The sequence below is a fragment of the Methylobacterium sp. Leaf88 genome, from assembly GCF_001422795.1.
Lineage (GTDB): Bacteria > Pseudomonadota > Alphaproteobacteria > Rhizobiales > Beijerinckiaceae > Methylobacterium.
In genome coordinates this window covers 135,351-150,790 of sequence record NZ_LMMK01000020.1, presented here as the reverse complement: position 1 = coordinate 150,790, position 15,440 = coordinate 135,351, and the positions used below count along the sequence as shown (strand labels likewise).

The 15,440-nt window shown below is 69.8% G+C and carries 13 protein-coding genes and 1 pseudogene; 11 read left to right on the top strand and 3 right to left on the bottom strand.

All coding sequences use genetic code 11. The annotated features are described in order from the left end of the window. Position 1: 1 nt before the first annotated feature. The 7 genes from ASF20_RS12335 (at position 2) to ASF20_RS12305 (ending at position 6,886) form a co-directional block, all read left to right on the top strand. Positions 2-1,177 (top strand): aminotransferase class V-fold PLP-dependent enzyme, encoded by a 1,176-nt coding sequence (locus ASF20_RS12335; RefSeq protein WP_056213781.1) that lies wholly within the window; start codon positions 2-4, stop codon positions 1,175-1,177. Between the two features lie 307 nt (positions 1,178-1,484). Further along, positions 1,485-2,786, top strand: coding sequence for an MFS transporter (locus tag ASF20_RS12330; RefSeq protein ID WP_056213782.1), 1,302 nt, complete (start codon positions 1,485-1,487; stop codon positions 2,784-2,786). A gap of 64 nt (positions 2,787-2,850) precedes the next feature. Continuing rightward, entirely contained in the window at positions 2,851-4,086 is a 1,236-nt protein-coding gene (locus ASF20_RS12325; RefSeq protein WP_056274585.1) for a CoA transferase, read from the top strand. Further along, complete coding sequence (locus ASF20_RS12320; RefSeq protein ID WP_056274584.1) at positions 4,083-4,868, top strand: enoyl-CoA hydratase; 786 nt, start codon at positions 4,083-4,085, stop codon at positions 4,866-4,868. The genes ASF20_RS12325 and ASF20_RS12320 overlap by 4 nt, the downstream gene beginning before the upstream one ends. Positions 4,869-4,881: 13 nt before the next feature. Beyond that, complete coding sequence (locus ASF20_RS12315; RefSeq protein WP_056274582.1) at positions 4,882-5,412, top strand: gamma carbonic anhydrase family protein; 531 nt, start codon at positions 4,882-4,884, stop codon at positions 5,410-5,412. A gap of 393 nt (positions 5,413-5,805) precedes the next feature. After that, a complete protein-coding gene (locus ASF20_RS12310) occupies positions 5,806-6,387 on the top strand; it encodes a helix-turn-helix transcriptional regulator (RefSeq protein ID WP_056213796.1) in 582 nt (193 codons plus the stop codon). A 256-nt stretch (positions 6,388-6,643) separates the two neighbouring features. After that, the gene (locus ASF20_RS12305; protein WP_156648055.1) at positions 6,644-6,886 is read left to right on the top strand and encodes a hypothetical protein; all 243 of its coding nucleotides are present in this window, start codon (positions 6,644-6,646) and stop codon (positions 6,884-6,886) included. Positions 6,887-7,158: 272 nt separating this feature from the next. Here the strand turns inward: ASF20_RS12305 and ASF20_RS12300 are convergent, their stop codons facing one another. Beyond that, positions 7,159-8,178 (bottom strand): PAS domain-containing protein, encoded by a 1,020-nt coding sequence (locus tag ASF20_RS12300; RefSeq protein WP_056274578.1) that lies wholly within the window; start codon positions 8,176-8,178, stop codon positions 7,159-7,161. Positions 8,179-8,676: 498 nt separating this feature from the next. Here ASF20_RS12300 and pyk point away from each other — a divergent pair, with 498 nt between their 5' ends. From pyk to ASF20_RS12285, 3 genes are all read left to right on the top strand, one after another. Further along, complete coding sequence (gene pyk / locus ASF20_RS12295) at positions 8,677-10,098, top strand: pyruvate kinase (protein ID WP_056213805.1); 1,422 nt, start codon at positions 8,677-8,679, stop codon at positions 10,096-10,098. A 315-nt stretch (positions 10,099-10,413) separates the two neighbouring features. Continuing rightward, positions 10,414-11,067, top strand: coding sequence for a FecR family protein (locus tag ASF20_RS12290; protein ID WP_162239171.1), 654 nt, complete (start codon positions 10,414-10,416; stop codon positions 11,065-11,067). 62 nt (positions 11,068-11,129) lie between these two features. Beyond that, entirely contained in the window at positions 11,130-11,579 is a 450-nt protein-coding gene (locus tag ASF20_RS12285; protein WP_244472660.1) for a DUF3307 domain-containing protein, read from the top strand. Between the two features lie 10 nt (positions 11,580-11,589). Here the strand turns inward: ASF20_RS12285 and ASF20_RS12280 are convergent, their stop codons facing one another. Then, the gene (locus ASF20_RS12280; protein WP_056274576.1) at positions 11,590-13,716 is read right to left on the bottom strand and encodes an adenylate/guanylate cyclase domain-containing protein; all 2,127 of its coding nucleotides are present in this window, start codon (positions 13,714-13,716) and stop codon (positions 11,590-11,592) included. 174 nt (positions 13,717-13,890) lie between these two features. Between ASF20_RS12280 and ASF20_RS12275 the strand changes: the two genes are divergently transcribed. Further along, complete coding sequence (locus ASF20_RS12275) at positions 13,891-15,159, top strand: EAL domain-containing protein (RefSeq protein WP_056274574.1); 1,269 nt, start codon at positions 13,891-13,893, stop codon at positions 15,157-15,159. Between the two features lie 49 nt (positions 15,160-15,208). Here ASF20_RS12275 and ASF20_RS12270 read toward each other — a convergent pair. After that, a pseudogene (locus tag ASF20_RS12270) lies at positions 15,209-15,440 on the bottom strand (transporter); the annotation flags it as partial.

Below are 15,440 nucleotides of genomic sequence, written 5' to 3'. Positions count from 1 at the left end.
GATGACGACACGGACCGGACGCCACTTCCTGCACATCCCGGGCCCGAGCCCGGTGCCCGAGCGCGTCCTGCGCGCCATGGACATGCCGGTGATCGACCATCGCGGTCCCGATTTCGCCAAGCTCGGGCGGGCGGTGCTGGAGGGCGCGCAGGCCGTGTTCCAGACCCGCGCGCCGGTGATCCTGTATCCCGGCTCGGGCACCGGGGCCTGGGAGGCCGCCATCGTCAACACCCTCTCGGCCGGCGACCGGGTGCTGATGTTCGAGACGGGCCACTTCGCCACCCTGTGGCGCCAGATGGCGGCCCGCTGGGGCATCGAGGTCGAGTTCGTGCCGGGCGACTGGCGCCGGGGCGTCGACCCGGCCCGGGTCGAGGCGATCCTGGCGGAGGACCGGGCGAAGTCGATCAAGGCCGTGATGGTGGTCCACAACGAGACCTCGACCGGCGTCACCAGCCGCATCGCCGAGATCCGCAAGGCCATCGACCGGGCCCACCATCCGGCCCTCTTCCTCGTCGACACCATCTCGGGCCTCGGCTCGGCCGAGTACGCCCACGATTCCTGGGGCGTCGACGTCTCGGTGAGCTGCTCGCAGAAGGGCCTGATGCTGCCCCCCGGCCTCGGCCTCGTCGCGCTCTCGGACAAGGCGCTCGCCGCCACCAAGACCGCCACCCTGCCACGCTCCTACTGGGACTGGCAGGAGATGCTGAAGCCGAACGCGGCGGGCTACTTCCCCTACACGCCGGCGACCAACCTGCTCTACGGCCTGCGCGAGGCCATCGCCATCCTGAGGGAGGAGGGCCTGCCCCAGGTCTTCGCCCGTCACCAGCGCCTCGCCGCCGCGACCCGCGCCGCCGTGGAGGCCTGGGGCCTGGAGGTCCTGTGCCAGGAGCCGTCGGAGTACTCGCCGGTGCTCACCGCCGTGGTGATGCCGGAGGGCCATGACGCCGACGCCCTGCGCACCCTGATCCTCGAGAAGTACGACCTGTCCCTCGGCACCGGCCTCGCCAAGGTCGCCGGCAAGGTCTTCCGCATCGGCCATCTCGGCGAGACCAACGACCTCATGCTGATGGCCGCCCTGTCCGGCGTCGAGATGGGCCTGAAGGCCGGCGCCGTGCCCCACACCCGCGGCGGCGTGCTGGCCGCCATGGACGCCCTGCGTTCCGGGCTGGACGATTGAGGAGCCACCTCCGGCGGACCTGACGGATCGGGGTCTGACAGACCGTCATTCCGGGGAGCCGAAGGCGAGCCCGGAATCCAGATCCGCCGACGGTGCCGGACGCGATGAACCCTGCGGTTCTGGATCCCGGGCTCCGCTGCCCGGCCCCGGGATGACCGAGTGCCAAAGGCGAAACCCTCGGAGAAACGAAGACCCGACGCCCTCATCACACCACCCCGACGCACCCCCACAAACAGCCCGGCGATCAGACCGGGCGGGAGGACGCGTTCAACCGGAGGAAACCCCGATGACGCCAGATCAAGGACGCATGACCGCGTCAGGACCAGCGAAAAGACGCGTCTCCGCGTCGAACATGGTCCTGTTTCTGCTCTGCCTGATGTACTTCGTCACCTATCTCGACCGGGTGAACATCGCGACGGCGGGCGGCGAGATCATGAAGGATCTCGGGCTTTCGAACACCCAGTTCGGCCTGATCCTGTCCGCCTTCGCCTATCCCTACGCCATCTTCCAGGTCATCGGCGGCTCGGTGGGCGACAAGTTCGGCGCCCGGCGCACGCTCCTGGTCTGCGGCCTGATCTGGGCTTCGGCCACGATCCTCACCGGCCTCGTCGGCGGTCTGATCAGCCTGTTCCTCGCCCGCGTGCTGCTGGGCTTCGGCGAGGGCGCGACCTTCCCCACCGCCACCCGCGCCATGCAGAACTGGACGGCGCCGGGCAAGCGCGGCTTCGCGCAGGGCATCACCCACGCCTTCGCCCGGCTCGGCAACGCAGTGGCACCGCCCATCGTGGCCGTGCTGATCTACCATGTGGGCTGGCGCCTCGGCTTCGTCGTCCTGGGGGTGGCGAGCTTCGCCTGGGTCGTGGTCTGGTACCTGTATTTCCGCGACGATCCGAAGGACCATCCGGCGATCACCCCGGAGGAACTGGCCGTCCTGCCGCCGCCGAGCAAGGTCGGCGCCAAGCAGAACATTCCCTGGAGCCGCCTGACCCTGCGCATGCTGCCGGTGACGCTGACCTACTTCTGCTACGGCTGGACCCTGTGGCTGTTCCTCGGCTGGCTGCCGAGCTTCTTCAAGCTCAATTACGGCCTCGACCTGAAGAACTCGGCCCTGTTCGCCTCGGGCGTGTTCTTCGCCGGCGTCGTCGGCGACACCCTCGGCGGCGTCTTCAGCGACCGCATCCTGAAGAAGACCGGCAACCTCAAGCTCGCCCGCCTGAGCGTCATCGTGGTCGGCTTCCTCGGCGCGGCGGCGAGCCTCGCCGGCGTGTTCTTCACCCGCGACCTGACCCTGGTGGCGCTGCTGCTGAGCTCGGGCTTCTTCTTCGCCGAGCTGGTCATCGGCCCGATCTGGTCGGTGCCGATGGACATCGCGCCGAAATATTCGGGCACGGCGGCCGGCCTGATGAACACCGGCTCGGCGGTGGCGGCGATCATCTCGCCGATCGTCTTCGGAATGATCGTCGACATGACGGGAAGCTGGACCCTGCCCTTCGCCGGGTCCGTCGGCCTCTGCCTGCTCGGCGCCGGCCTCGCCTTCACCATGCACCCCGAGCGTCCCTTCGTGGAGGAGCCCGCGGTGCCGCTGGGACGGGCCGTCCCGGCGGAATAGCGCTGGATCCCACCCTCCCCCGCAGAGGGGGAGGGTTACGCGAGCAACACAGGAGCCGAGCACGATGGACGAACCCGTGCACGACACATCCCGCCCCAGTTCCCGTCCCCTGCCCCTGGCGGGCCTGCGCGTCCTCGACGTGACGCAGGTGATGGCGGGGCCGGTCTGCAGCATGCTGCTCGCCGATCTCGGGGCGGACGTGATCAAGATCGAGCCGCCCGGCACCGGCGACCAGACCCGGGGCGCCATGGGATTCAAGATGAAGGGGCCCGACAGCATGGGCTTTCTCAACATGAATCGGAACAAGCGCAGCCTCGCCCTCAACCTGAAGAGCCCGGCGGGCCGCGACCTCCTCCTCGACATGGCCGAGACCGCCGACATCGTGGTCGAGAACTACCGCCCCGGCGTGATGGCCCGGCTGGGTCTCGGCTACGACGCGATGCGGGCGCGCAACCGCGGCCTGATCTACGCCAGCATTTCGGGCTTCGGGCAGACCGGCCCCTGGGCCAAGCGCCCCGGCTACGACCTCATGGCGCAGGCGATGTCCGGCGTCATGAGCGTCACCGGCCATCCCGGCGGGCCGCCCGTGAAGGCCGGCGTGCCGGTGGCCGATATCGGCTGCGCGCTGTTCGCGGTCTACGGCATCCTCAGCGCCTATATCGGCCGGCAGGCCAGCGGCGAGGGCCAGTACATCGACGCGTCGCTGTTCGATTCGGCGCTGGCCTTCTCGATCTGGGATACGAGCGAGTACTGGGGCACCGGCCGGATCCCGGAGCCCCTGGGCACGGCCAACCGCATGAGCGCGCCCTACCAGGCGGTGCGGGCGGCGGACGGCTACTTCGTCATGGGGGCGACGAACCAGAAGCTCTGGCGCCTGCTCTGTGACGTGCTCGGCCGGGAGGATCTGCTGGCCGACGACCGCTTCGGCGACATCGCCGGGCGCCTCGCCCACCGCGAGGTCCTGATCGCCGAGCTGGAGACGAGTTTCGCCGCCAAGACCGCCGAGGAGTGGGTGGCCGATCTGCTGGCCGCCGGCATCCCGGCCGGGCGCCTGAACACCTATCCGGAGGCCTTCGAGAGCGAGCACGGCCGCCACCGCCAGATGCGCATCGAGGTGCCCCATCCGATCGAGGGCAACGTGCCGAACATCGGCTTCCCGGTGAAGCTCTCGGGCACGCCGGCCCAGGTCCGCCGCCACGCGCCGCTCCTGGGCGAGCACGCCGACGAGATCCTGTCGGAGCTCGGCCTGTCCGAGGCGGCGGTCGAGCGCCTGCGCGCAGAGGGGGCCTTCGCCGCATGAGCGCGACCACCGACGCGGGGGCCGTCCGCTACCGGGTCGAGGGCGGCGTCGCCCACCTCACCTTCGACCGGCCGGCCGCTCGCAACGCCCTCACCTTCGCGATGTACGACGCCCTGGCGGAAAGCCTCGCGCGCATCGAGGCGGACCCGTCCGTGCGCGTCGCCGTGCTGCGGGGCGCCGGCGGCCAGGCCTTCGTGGCCGGCACGGACATCGAGCAGTTCGTCGGCTTCACAGGCGCGGACGGCGTCGCCTACGAGGCCCGCATCGAGGGCTACGTCGCCGGGCTGGAGCGCTGCCGCGTGCCGACCGTGGCGGTGATCGAGGGCTGGGCGGTGGGCGGCGGCCTCGCCATCGCCAATGCCTGCGACCTCCGGGTGGCGCAGGCCGGGGCCCGCTTCGGGGTCCCCATCGCCCGGACCCTGGGCAACTGCCTCTCGCCGGCCAACCTGCGCCGGCTCACGGCGACCCTCGGCCAGGGCCTCGTCACCCGCATGATGCTGCTGGCCGAGATGCCCACCGCCGAGACCCTGGCGCCGCTGGGCTACCTCGCCGCCGTGGCGGAACCCGATCGTCTCGACGCCGAGGTGGCGGCGCTCTGCGAGCGCCTGCTCGGACATGCCCCCGTGACCATGCGGGTCACCCGCGCGATGCTGCGCCGCCTGGAGCGGGACCCGCAGGCCGAGGCGACGGACCTCATCGCGGAATGCTACGGCAGCCGCGACTTCGCGGCCGGGGTCGAGGCCTTCCTGGCCAAGCGGCCCGCGGCCTGGACCGGCACCTGAGCGAGGACGCCGCATGACCCTCTACGCCCTCGGCCCGCATCGGCCGCAGCTCGCCGACGTGGACAGCACCTGGATCGCCCCGGGGGCCCACGTGATCGGGCGCGTCCATCTCGGCCGCGAGGTCTCGATCTGGTTCGGCGCCGTCCTGCGTGGCGACAACGACGAGATCCGGATCGGCGACCGCACCAACATCCAGGACGGGGCGGTGCTGCATGCCGATCCCGGCTTTCCCCTGCACCTCGGAGACGATGTCACCGTCGGGCATCGGGCCATCGTGCATGGCTGCACCATCGGGGCCGGCAGCCTCGTCGGCATGGGGGCCACGATCCTGAACGGCGCCCGCATCGGTCGCAACTGCCTGATCGGTGCCAATGCGCTGGTGACCGAGGGCAAGGCGTTTCCCGACAACAGCCTCATCGTCGGCGCTCCCGCCAGGGCCGTGCGTACGCTCGACGCGGAGAGCGCGGAGCGCCTGACGCAGACCGCCGGAAACTACGTCGCCAACGGCCGCCGCTTCCGCCAGGACCTGCGCGAGCTTCCCTGAGGCACCTGACCGAGGCCGTCGCGGAACCGGTGCGGCCATCGCCGGCCTGACCGGTGGATCACAGGTCGAACGATCGCGGGGAACGGTCGACGAATCCGCCCTGCCCGATCCGCTCGTCGCCCGAATCGGCCGCTTCGGCGCAATCTCGGCACCGGCCCGGGGCCCGCCGATACCCGAACGTCGTGTGCGCCCGCGTGCAGGCGCCCCGTCGGTCGAGAAGACGTCTGCACATCGTGCCGTTCTGAAGAGGTTCGATCACGCGCGTGAATATGATTTCGCGAGAACGATAAGTATCGACGCAAACATAGGCGTATTGACCATGCGCGAAGATTGCCTACCGTTATCCAGGGCAGGTGCTGCGCCGGACCGGGTAGGGAGAGGCAGGTCGCGACCATGCTTGTCGGGATGCCATTCCTGCGGGTCTTCGACCGAATGGGCTACGGCGGGCTCGTGCTTTCGACGAATGGACACGTGCTGGCCATCAATGACAGCGCACGCCACATCTTCCAGAGTCTGTTCTGCTTGAGTCGGTCCGAGGTCGAGGTCGAGGTTCTGAACGGGCTCGGGCGCGGGATCGTCAAGCGGTTGCTCGGGCAGGGTCGGGCACGCTTCCAACTGGACAGTGAGAACTGGATCCTGGTGGAGCGCCCCGACCAGCGCCCGCTGATCATGAGTTCGGTGCCGCTTCCGGTCGACGGCGCTGACGGGCCGCACTCGGTCCTGCTGCTGATCGACCTCGACGCGACGCCACTCCTCAACCGCGCCGCCCTGGAGCAGGTCTTCGGATTGACGCGCACGGAAGCGAAACTCGCCACCCTGATGGCCCAGGGCGCGACCCTCGCGGAAGCGGCGGGGCTCCAGGGTGTCCGCGTCGCCACCGTGCGGACTCAGCTCCGCTCGATTTTCACCAAGACCCATACCCATCGGCAGGCCGAACTGGTGATGCTGGTGTCCCGGCTCTCCAGCCTGCCCTGATCGGCGACCCCTTCCATCCGCTCGCCACACTTCCGCATGCCGCCCACGGTGATCGCAGCCCGACCGCGCATGTTCACAAATATATATTGTCATGCAATCGTTGGGATAGGGTCAAGCGAGGATCATGATCGTAGATATAGAATGTATCAGAGCTAAGGTTTAAGCGAATACTGGAGTTGTTTAGTCAGTTTGGGGGATGACAGTTCCTGGGATCGGGCGATCTTCGTGCCGTCGTAAAACACGACGGGAGGAAACGATGAAACATTCCATTCCTATCCTCGGATTGGTCGGCCTGTCCCTGGCGGCCCTGAGTTCCGCACCGGCCTCGGCGGCCACGAGACAGCAGCGTCTCCCCGCAAAGTACACGGCCCTGGACGCGGCGAAGACGAAACCCGCCATACCGGCCCAGCCCACCACCGCGCGTCAGGATTTCAACGCGGACGGAACCGACATCGCCATTCGCCTCCAGGACGGCCATCACGGCGACGGGAGCCTCTGAGTGGCGCGATGCGGCGCGACGAGGGTCGGGCGCGGTACGAGGCCTGTCCCCGGGCCATCGGGGGCGGGTCTTCGTGTTGAACCGATCCTCCGCCGGTGCTTGAGTGACCGAACCGCCTCATGCGATCCCGCTCGGCGCGCCATCGATGCGCGCCGGTCCGCGACGGGACCGCGCGTTCGGCGGCAGGGTCCGTCCTCGCGATCGTCGCGCCGTGAAATCGTCTCGTCGCGGAATCTTCCGGCGGGCGCGTGCGGCGCAGAGATCCGTCGCCCTCAGCGATGCCCGACGGCGATCAGGCCGTCGTCCATGACGGAGAACCGGATTCCGAACCGTCGCAGCGTCTCCACGGCCTTGTGCCGGGATTGCTGGGCCGTGCCGTCCGGATGCTCCTCCATGCGTTTCACGGTCGACAGGGAGAGGCCTGCGGCCCTGGCGAGATCGGACATGGACCAGTCCAGCAGGGCGCGGGCGGCACGCAGGTGACGTCCGGCGATCGCCTGCTCGAGCCCCTTCAGCAGCATCCCGACGGGTGGACTTCCCCGTGTGCCGAGGGGCCGCGCGAGATTGCTCCAGTCCACCACCTGGCCGCGCCCATCGACGATCGGAACCGTAAAGATCTCGAAGCGCTCCCGCTTCCCGCCGGCGATATAGAGGACCGGCTTCATCGTGTAGACCTGTCCGACCTGGTGCGCCGCGAGGCTTACGGCGCGCCAGTGTTCCCGCTCCTCGGTCACGATCGCCAGAAACGCGTCGTCCGCCGTCTCCTCAGGTGAGAGGCCGGTCAATTCGTAGGCTTCTTCCGTGAAGGTGTAGGCGTAGTCCGGATCGTTGGAGAAGGTCAGGGTCCGGGTGCGGTCGAACAGCGCTCGCCGGCGTCGCCGCTCCGCCGCGAGGGCCCGTCTCAGATTTTCCCGCTCCGTCACGTCGAGGACGCTTCCGGCAATCCCCAGGGGACGTCCGTCGGGGGCCAGGTGGATCTCGCTGCGAAGCGACAGGACGCGATTCGAGCCGCCCGGACGGATCACGCGGATCGTCTGCTTTTCCTGCGACATGGCCCCGATGAGGCCGGAGCCGCTCGCCATCCTTCCACGATCCTCCGGATGCACAAGGCCGATCAACAGGTCGTAGCTTGGGCGGGTCGTCTGAGGATCGAGCCCGAGGATGCGGAACAGGCCGGAGGACCAGACATGCTGGTCGCTGGCGAAGTGCCATTCCCACGTGCCGCTGATGCCCTGGCTGTCGAGGAGACGCAGGAATTGCTTCGACGAGAATGGCAGGCTGTCGACGTCCATCGTCGGAGTAGGTCTCGCAGCGAAGAAAACATCCAATGACGGTTTTATTTTTACGGCATTCGATGCGAAAGGCGAAATTTCCCGGATCATTCAACGACAGGTAATCGAATACTAAATCTGAAGTTGCGTCTGCGGCGACGAAAGCTTCGTCGCGTGCGATCCCCCAGACCGACAGGAGTCGCCGTACCGTTGCGGACGCGCTGGGCGGCACCGATCGGGCGCGTGACGATCAGACCGTCGGCGTCCCGGGATTCGTGTCCGGCATCGCAGCACGTTTCCGAGCGGGGAGTGGTCCGGCGAGACGGACGGCCGTCCGGCGTTTACCCTGGCGTTGCCCTGCGCTAGGATTTTCGCCTCAGCCGATGGTCGCCGGACGTTCCGGCGGGCCGACATCGTCACCGCTTGCCTCACCCGTCGGGATCACCGTCAGGACGGTGCATCCCGGCGTGATCCTCTGCCTTCGATCCAGGGAGGCGGCCGTGCGCGGCCGTGGGATTCATGCGCCGCAACCGCCACGCCAAGATCGTCGCGACCGTCGGACCCGCCTCGTCGTCTCCCGACATGCTGCACCGGCTCTTCGTCGCCGGGGTCGACACCTTCCGCCTCAACTTCAGTCACGGCACGCAGGACGACCATGCCCGGGTCTACGCGGCGATCCGCACCCTGGAACGGGAGACCGGCCGGCCCATCGGAATCCTCCAGGACCTGCAGGGGCCCAAGATCCGCCTCGGCACCCTGGCGGGCGGGCGCCTCGACGTCGCGCCCGGCGAGACGGTGCGCTTCGTGCTGGAGGGCGCCGAAGGCGACCGGCACGCCATCCCCCTGCCCCACCGGGAGATCTTCCTGGCGGTGGCCCCGGGCCAGGATCTGCTCATCGACGACGGACGGGTGCGCGTGCGGGTCACGGGCCTGACCGGTGACAGCCTCACCGCCGAGGTGATCACTGGCGGAACGCTCTCGAACCGCAAGGGCGTGAACCTGCCCGGCACCCTCCTCGACCTCTCCCCGCTCACCGCCAAGGACCGGGCCGACCTCGCCTTCGGGCTGGAGCTCGGGGTGGACTGGGTCGCACTCTCCTTCGTTCAGAAGCCCGCCGACCTCATCGAGGCCCGGGCCCTGATCGGTGACCGGGCCGGGTTGATGACCAAGGTCGAGAAGCCCCAGGCCCTGGAGCGCATCGACGACATCATCCGCCTGTCCGATGCCGTCATGGTGGCGCGGGGCGATCTCGGGGTCGAGATCCCGCACGAGGACGTGCCCGGACGCCAGAAGGAGCTGATCCGGGCCTGCCGGCTGGCGGTCAAACCGGTGATCGTCGCCACCCAGATGCTCGACTCCATGGTCTCGGCCCCGACGCCGACCCGGGCCGAGGCCTCGGACGTGGCCACCGCCATCTATGACGGGGCGGACGCAGTGATGCTCTCGGCCGAATCCGCCACCGGCCAGTATCCGGTCGAGACCGTGACCATGATGGCCCGCATCATCCACCGGACCGAGACGCACAAGCTCTACCGCTCGCTGATCACCGCCACCGATCCGGGCGAGGAGGAGACGCCGCCCCACGCCGTCGCCAGCGCCACCGCGACCCTCGCCGACGCGGTGGGGGCGGCCGCCATCGTGGCCTACACGCTCAGCGGCACCACCGCGGCCCGGATCGCGCGACGCCGGCCGCAGGTGCCCATCCTGGCCCTGACGCCGGATCTCGCGACCTCGCGCCGGCTGTGCCTGCTCTGGGGGGCGCACAGCCTGCGCGCCGATGAGGTGGATTCCTACGAGGCGATGGTGGCCAATGCGCTCGCTCACGCGGTGGAGGAAGGTTTCGCCCTGCCCCACGCCCGCGTCGTGATCACCGCCGGCATCCCCTTCGCGGTGGCCGGCACCACCAACAACATTCGTGTCGCGCAAGTCCCCTCCGCCTAAACCCCCTCCGCCTGAGCCGGCTCCGGTCGGGCGGCGCGGTGGGCGTGGATCGAAACCGGTCGAGCACCCGGGCACAACTCTTCGACAATACCGGCAACTGTGCCGTGTTTCGCCCGTCCTCCAGCGTCTAGGCGCGTTTTCGCAAGACGAAGGTCGGACGCGCTACAACGGGGGCAGGCTATTCAGCGATGCTTAACGGCGCGGGCGTAGACCCCGGGGACGTGTACCGGTGCCTTGCCGTCGTTCAACCCGAGCGGACCTTCGCTATCCCGTCCACGTGCCTGCTCTCCCGCCCCTGTCTCGTGGACGATGACCGTGACCCTGAAATCCTTCGGCACCTTCGCTGCCCTGTTCCTCGTCGGCGTCGCGCCGGCCATCGCCGCACCCCAGCAGGTCGGCGTGGTCGCCAAGGTCGACCGCCAAGCCGTCGCCTCCCAGTCCGGCCAGGCCCGCGACATGGCTCCCCAGGGGCCGGTGTTCTTCAAGGACATGATCCGCACCGGCGCCGAGTCGCGCCTCGAGGCCAAGCTCGCCGACGACACCGTGCTGACCCTCGGCGAGAACGGTAGGCTCACCGTGGACGACTTCGTCTACAAGCCCGGCGCGCAGGGCGGGAAGCTCGCCCTCTCGGTGGCGCGCGGCGCCTTCCTCTTCGTCGGCGGCAAGATCGAAGGGCCGACCGGCGGCAACGTCGCGATCAAGACCGCCGTCGGCACCCTCGGGGTGCGCGGGACGACGGTCTGGGGCGGCGCCATCGACGGCGGCTACGGCGTGCTCGTGCTCGACGGCGAGGTGATGCTCAAGACCAAGCGCGGCAGCGTGCTCATGCGCAAGGGTCAGGGGACGATGGTCTACAAGGGCCGGGCACCCGAGGCGGCCGCCCCCTGGCCGGACGACCGGACCAAGCGCGCCGTGGCGACGGTCACGATCAGCGAACAGGCGCAGTTCGTCCCCACTCTGAACCGCTGACGAATCCTGCGGCAGGCGCCGGGGCGGTGGGATTCTACCCACCGTTCCGGTAGCCTGCGGCGATGCCCGGGCGGTATCGCGGTCCCGCGCCGCCCGACCCTCTGGAGACCGCCCTGGTGCAGGCCCTCGACATGCCCGTCCCCCTGTCGACCCTGGCGGCCCTCCTGGTTGCGATGGCGGCCAAGCATTACCTGATCGACTTCGTCGTCCAGACGGACTGGATGGCCCGCGGCAAGGAGCGGGTCGCGGGCTGGGCGGCGCCGCTCGCCGTCCATGCCGGGACGCATGCCCTCGGCACCCTGGCGATCGCCCTGCTCTACAGGCCCGGCCTGTGGTGGCTCGCGCTCCTCGACTTCGTGGTCCACGGACTGATCGACCGGGCCAAGACCCTGGTCGCCCACCGCACCCGCTGGCCCATGACCGACCCGCGCTTCTGGTGGCTGATGGGCTTCGATCAGTTCCTGCACCAGCTCACGAACATCGCCCTGGTGGTGCTCCTCGTCCTCCCCTGAGACTTACGTCTCAGGCCGCCATGCTGACGGAGCGCTCGCCCGCCCGGATGCGGCGGGCATGGAGCGCCAGGATCGGGTCGTCGGGGTTGGCCGCGTGCAGGCCCAGCAGCGCCTCGGCCGCGCCGGCGTCCCCCGCGACCAACCGTCCGAAGGCCACGCGATAGGCGTCCAGGGCGTCGCTGGCCTGTCCCGTCGGCTCGAAGACCTCGACGCCCACGGATTTGCCCTTCAGCATCAGGGTCCCGATGGGCCGGAAGCTGACGCCGGACACCTGGTCGCAGGTGGTGCGGGCGATGCAGATGCGGGTGCCGAGCGCCTTGTTGGCAGATTCGAGCCGCGCCGCAACGTTGATCGCATCGCCGTGCGCCGTGTAGTCGAAGCGGCGCGTCCCGCCGAAGTTGCCGACCACGGCACGTCCGGTATTGATGCCGATGCGGGTCGCGCCGAAGGGGACGCCGTGGGCCCGTTGCCGCTGGCGAAACGCCTCCGCGAAGGCGTCGAGGGCCAGCGCGCAGGCCACCGCCCGCGCGGCATGGTCGGGCTGGTCGAGGGGCGCGTTGAACATGACGTGCACCGCGTCGCCGACGATCTTGTCGACGGTGCCGCCATGGGCCATCGCGATGGAGCACAGGCCGTCGAGATAGGCGTTCAGCAGGTTGACGAGGGCCTCGGCGCCGGAGGCCTCGGTCATCGCGGTGAAGCCCTCGAGGTCGGTGAAGAGGAACGTCATCTCGCGGGTCTCGCCGCCGAGCTTCAGCCGGCCGGGGTCGCTGGCCAGCACCGCCACCAGGTCCGGCGACAGGTAGTGCGTGAAGGCGGCGCGCAGGCGCTGGGCGGAACGCTCCGAGCCCGCATAGCGGGCGAGGCTCCCGCCCGCATGGGCGACGAGGAGGCCGAGGGTCGGCAGCGTCGGGTCGAGGAGCAGGCCGCCCCGGGCGAACAGGGCCAGGGCGGCGAAGGTCGGCACGGGCGCCAGGAAGGCCATGCCGAGCCCGGCGCTGCTGAGCCGCCCGAAACCGCAGGCCAGGGCGGCGGCGAGGCCGAGCACCAGCGCCGCCACGATCTCCGCACCCAGCGCCCAGGCCGGGCGACTGAGCGCTTGCCCGCCGATGACCTGATCGAGGGCCATCGCGTGCAGGTTCACGCCGGGCTCGAACGGGGTCATCGGCGTGGGGCGCAGGTCGGACAAGCCGACCGCGCTGGTGCCGACGAAGACCGCGCGGCCCTGGATCTCCGGGCGCAGGCCCGAACGCTGATCGGGATCGAGCAGGCGCCAGGCGGCGATCGTCGGCGTCGAGCGGGCCTTCGGGAAGTGGAGGGCCAGGGCGCCGGAGCGGTCGACGGAGAGATCGACCGCCCCGACGCGGATCGTGTAGCCGGTCAGGGTCGCGCCATCGCGCTCCGCCCGCACCTTGAAGCTCTCCTCGTCCTGCAGCACCCGCAGGGCGTCGAGGGCGAGGGAGGGCACCAGGCGGTTTCCCACCGTCGCGAGCAGCGGCAGGCGCCGGATGATCTCGTCGCTGCCGGCCGCGATGGTGAAGCTGCCGTGGCCGGCGGTGGCCGCGTCGAGCACGGGCAGGTTCTGGACCGAGCCTCGGAAGTTGGGGACCGTCTCGCCGGGATCGCCGGAGATCGTCGCGAAGCCGGCGCTGCGCGTGACGGGTTCGCCCTGCGCGTCCGGCGTCAGCGCGAAGCCGGCGACGACGCGGCCCCGGGCGAACACCGCCGCCAGGGCGGCATCGTGGTCCGGCAGGGCCGTCTCGGGCTCCGCCGCGCGAAAGCCGAAGCGCCGCGCCCAGTCGGGCACCAGGAGCGCGGGCGAGGTGCGGTCGGGCTCGGCGAAGACCATGTCGAGGGCGACGACGCCGGCGTCGAGGTCCTGCAGGGCCGCGACGAGGTCCGCCACCACGTGGCGCGGCCAGGGCCACTGGCCGTGCCGCTTCAGGCTCTCCTCGTCGATGTCGACGACCCGAACCGCGGCGCCGTCGGTCACGCGGGGGCTGATCCGTTGGGCGCTGTCGAAGGCCGCCTGCCGCAGGCGCTCGAACGGCTCCGGAACGACGGTCCGCACGGCCAGGAGGGCCAGCACCAGGGCAAGGCCCACGCCCACCGGGGCCAGGCGTCGTGACAGGAACATCGGGGGCAGGCTCCGCGCGGGGCGTCTTCGCGATCAGTCTCGCGCCGCCGTGCTGAGATCTCGTTAAGGATAGGAGACGGCGCGTGAAACAAAGCGGTTGCCGTTCGCCAGCTCTTAACCGGCCCCCGGCACGGTTCGCCCCGGGCCATCACTGTGCCCAGCCTGGAACCTTCCGTGCCGCGTTCCCAAGCGAAGTCCCTGGACCATCATCACCTCCCGGCCGGTGCGCGCCTGTTCTCGGCCGGCGACCTGGGCGATGCGGCCTACCTCATCGTGAGCGGCCGATTGGAGATCGTCCTCGAGCGTCCGGAGGGGGACCTCATCCTGGCGCATCGCGGCCCCGGCGAGATCGTCGGGGAGATGGCGATCCTCGATCACCAACCGCGCTCCGCCGCCGTGCGGGCCCTGGAGGACAGCGAACTCGTCGTCATCACGGAGGAGCAGCTCGCCCACCGCATCGCGCAGACCGATCCGATCCTGCGGATGTGCCTGGGCGTGGTGCTGTCGCGCTACCGGCAGACGGTGGCCATCCTCGAGCAGATGAAGGGAACGGCGCCGCCGCCGGTCCTCGGCGCCGATGCCCCCCCGTCCGAGACCTTCGCGGCCGCTCTCGGCGCCCTGTCGCTGGAGCGCGAGATCCGCGCCGGCCTGCGCAACGGCGAATTCGAGCTGTACTTCCAGCCCATCGTGCGGCTGTCGTCCCGGCGGCTGGCCGGGTTCGAGGCACTGATGCGCTGGCGCCACCCGACCCGGGGCCTGGTGCCGCCCATCGAGTTCATCCCGGCGGCCGAGGCGTCCGGTCTCATCGTCGACCTGACCGCGTATGCCTTCGAGGAAGTCGGGCGGGTCTTCCCCGAGCTCCTGCTCGCTGCCCAGACCAATCCCGGCGCGCTCGACGGTCCGCTCTTCATGACCGTCAACGTCTCGGGCCGCGACCTCGCCGGCGCCTCGTTCCCCGAGATGATCGCCGACTTCCTGGCGCGGACCCGGATCGCCCCCTCCAGCCTCAAGATCGAGGTCACGGAGAGCATGCTGATGGACGATCCTGAGCGTGCCGCTGCCGCGCTCACGCAGTGCCGGAACGCCGGCCTCGGGATCGCGATCGACGATTTCGGAACGGGCTATTCCTCGCTGAGCTATCTGAGCACCCTGCCGGTGACGACTCTAAAGATCGACCGCGCCTTCGTGCGCACCCTCCTGGCCGACCAGACCAGCCGGGGCATTGTGCAGACGATCCTCCGGCTGGCCGACGATCTGGCGGTGTCCGTGGTGGCCGAGGGAATCGAGCAGGCCGGCGAGGCCGACCTTCTCGCCGGCATGGGCTGCGCCTTCGGCCAGGGTTTCTATTTCGGTCGGCCGGCCCCCCTGGCGGGCGCCCTGAGTGCCATCGCGACCTGGCCCGCCCCGACCGACCATCAGGCCGCCCTCCGCTTGATCGCCTGACCGAAGCGACGGGAGCGGCGCGGCTCCGAGGAACGGTTTTCGAGAACCGCTATCGGCGTTCGATCCGCCCCGGGCCCGTCAGTGGGACGGATGGCGCGGCGGCGTTGGTGCTCTCCTTGTAGATCGGTACGATGACCCGGAGCCAGCCTCGGGTCTCGCGGCCTCCGTAATTGCGCTCGACCACGTCCTGAGTGACGTAGGCCTGCAGGTTCACCGGGCCGAAATTGTACCCGACGAGGCCGCCCACCGCGATCTGGCCCTGGCGGCGATAGCCGGGGAAG

What these genes read in the sequence shown, in the direction of transcription:
- ASF20_RS12335 (WP_056213781.1), top strand. Translation starts at nt 2, where the DNA reads ATGACGACACGGACCGGACGCCACTTCCTGCACATCCCGGGCCCGAGC.
- ASF20_RS12330 (WP_056213782.1), top strand. Translation starts at nt 1,485, where the DNA reads ATGACCGCGTCAGGACCAGCGAAAAGACGCGTCTCCGCGTCGAACATG.
- ASF20_RS12325 (WP_056274585.1), top strand. Translation starts at nt 2,851, where the DNA reads ATGGACGAACCCGTGCACGACACATCCCGCCCCAGTTCCCGTCCCCTG.
- ASF20_RS12320 (WP_056274584.1), top strand. Translation starts at nt 4,083, where the DNA reads ATGAGCGCGACCACCGACGCGGGGGCCGTCCGCTACCGGGTCGAGGGC.
- ASF20_RS12315 (WP_056274582.1), top strand. Translation starts at nt 4,882, where the DNA reads ATGACCCTCTACGCCCTCGGCCCGCATCGGCCGCAGCTCGCCGACGTG.
- ASF20_RS12310 (WP_056213796.1), top strand. Translation starts at nt 5,806, where the DNA reads ATGCTTGTCGGGATGCCATTCCTGCGGGTCTTCGACCGAATGGGCTAC.
- ASF20_RS12305 (WP_156648055.1), top strand. Translation starts at nt 6,644, where the DNA reads ATGAAACATTCCATTCCTATCCTCGGATTGGTCGGCCTGTCCCTGGCG.
- ASF20_RS12300 (WP_056274578.1), bottom strand. Translation starts at nt 8,178, where the DNA reads ATGGACGTCGACAGCCTGCCATTCTCGTCGAAGCAATTCCTGCGTCTC.
- pyk (WP_056213805.1), top strand. Translation starts at nt 8,677, where the DNA reads ATGCGCCGCAACCGCCACGCCAAGATCGTCGCGACCGTCGGACCCGCC.
- ASF20_RS12285 (WP_244472660.1), top strand. Translation starts at nt 11,130, where the DNA reads ATGCCCGGGCGGTATCGCGGTCCCGCGCCGCCCGACCCTCTGGAGACC.
- ASF20_RS12280 (WP_056274576.1), bottom strand. Translation starts at nt 13,716, where the DNA reads ATGTTCCTGTCACGACGCCTGGCCCCGGTGGGCGTGGGCCTTGCCCTG.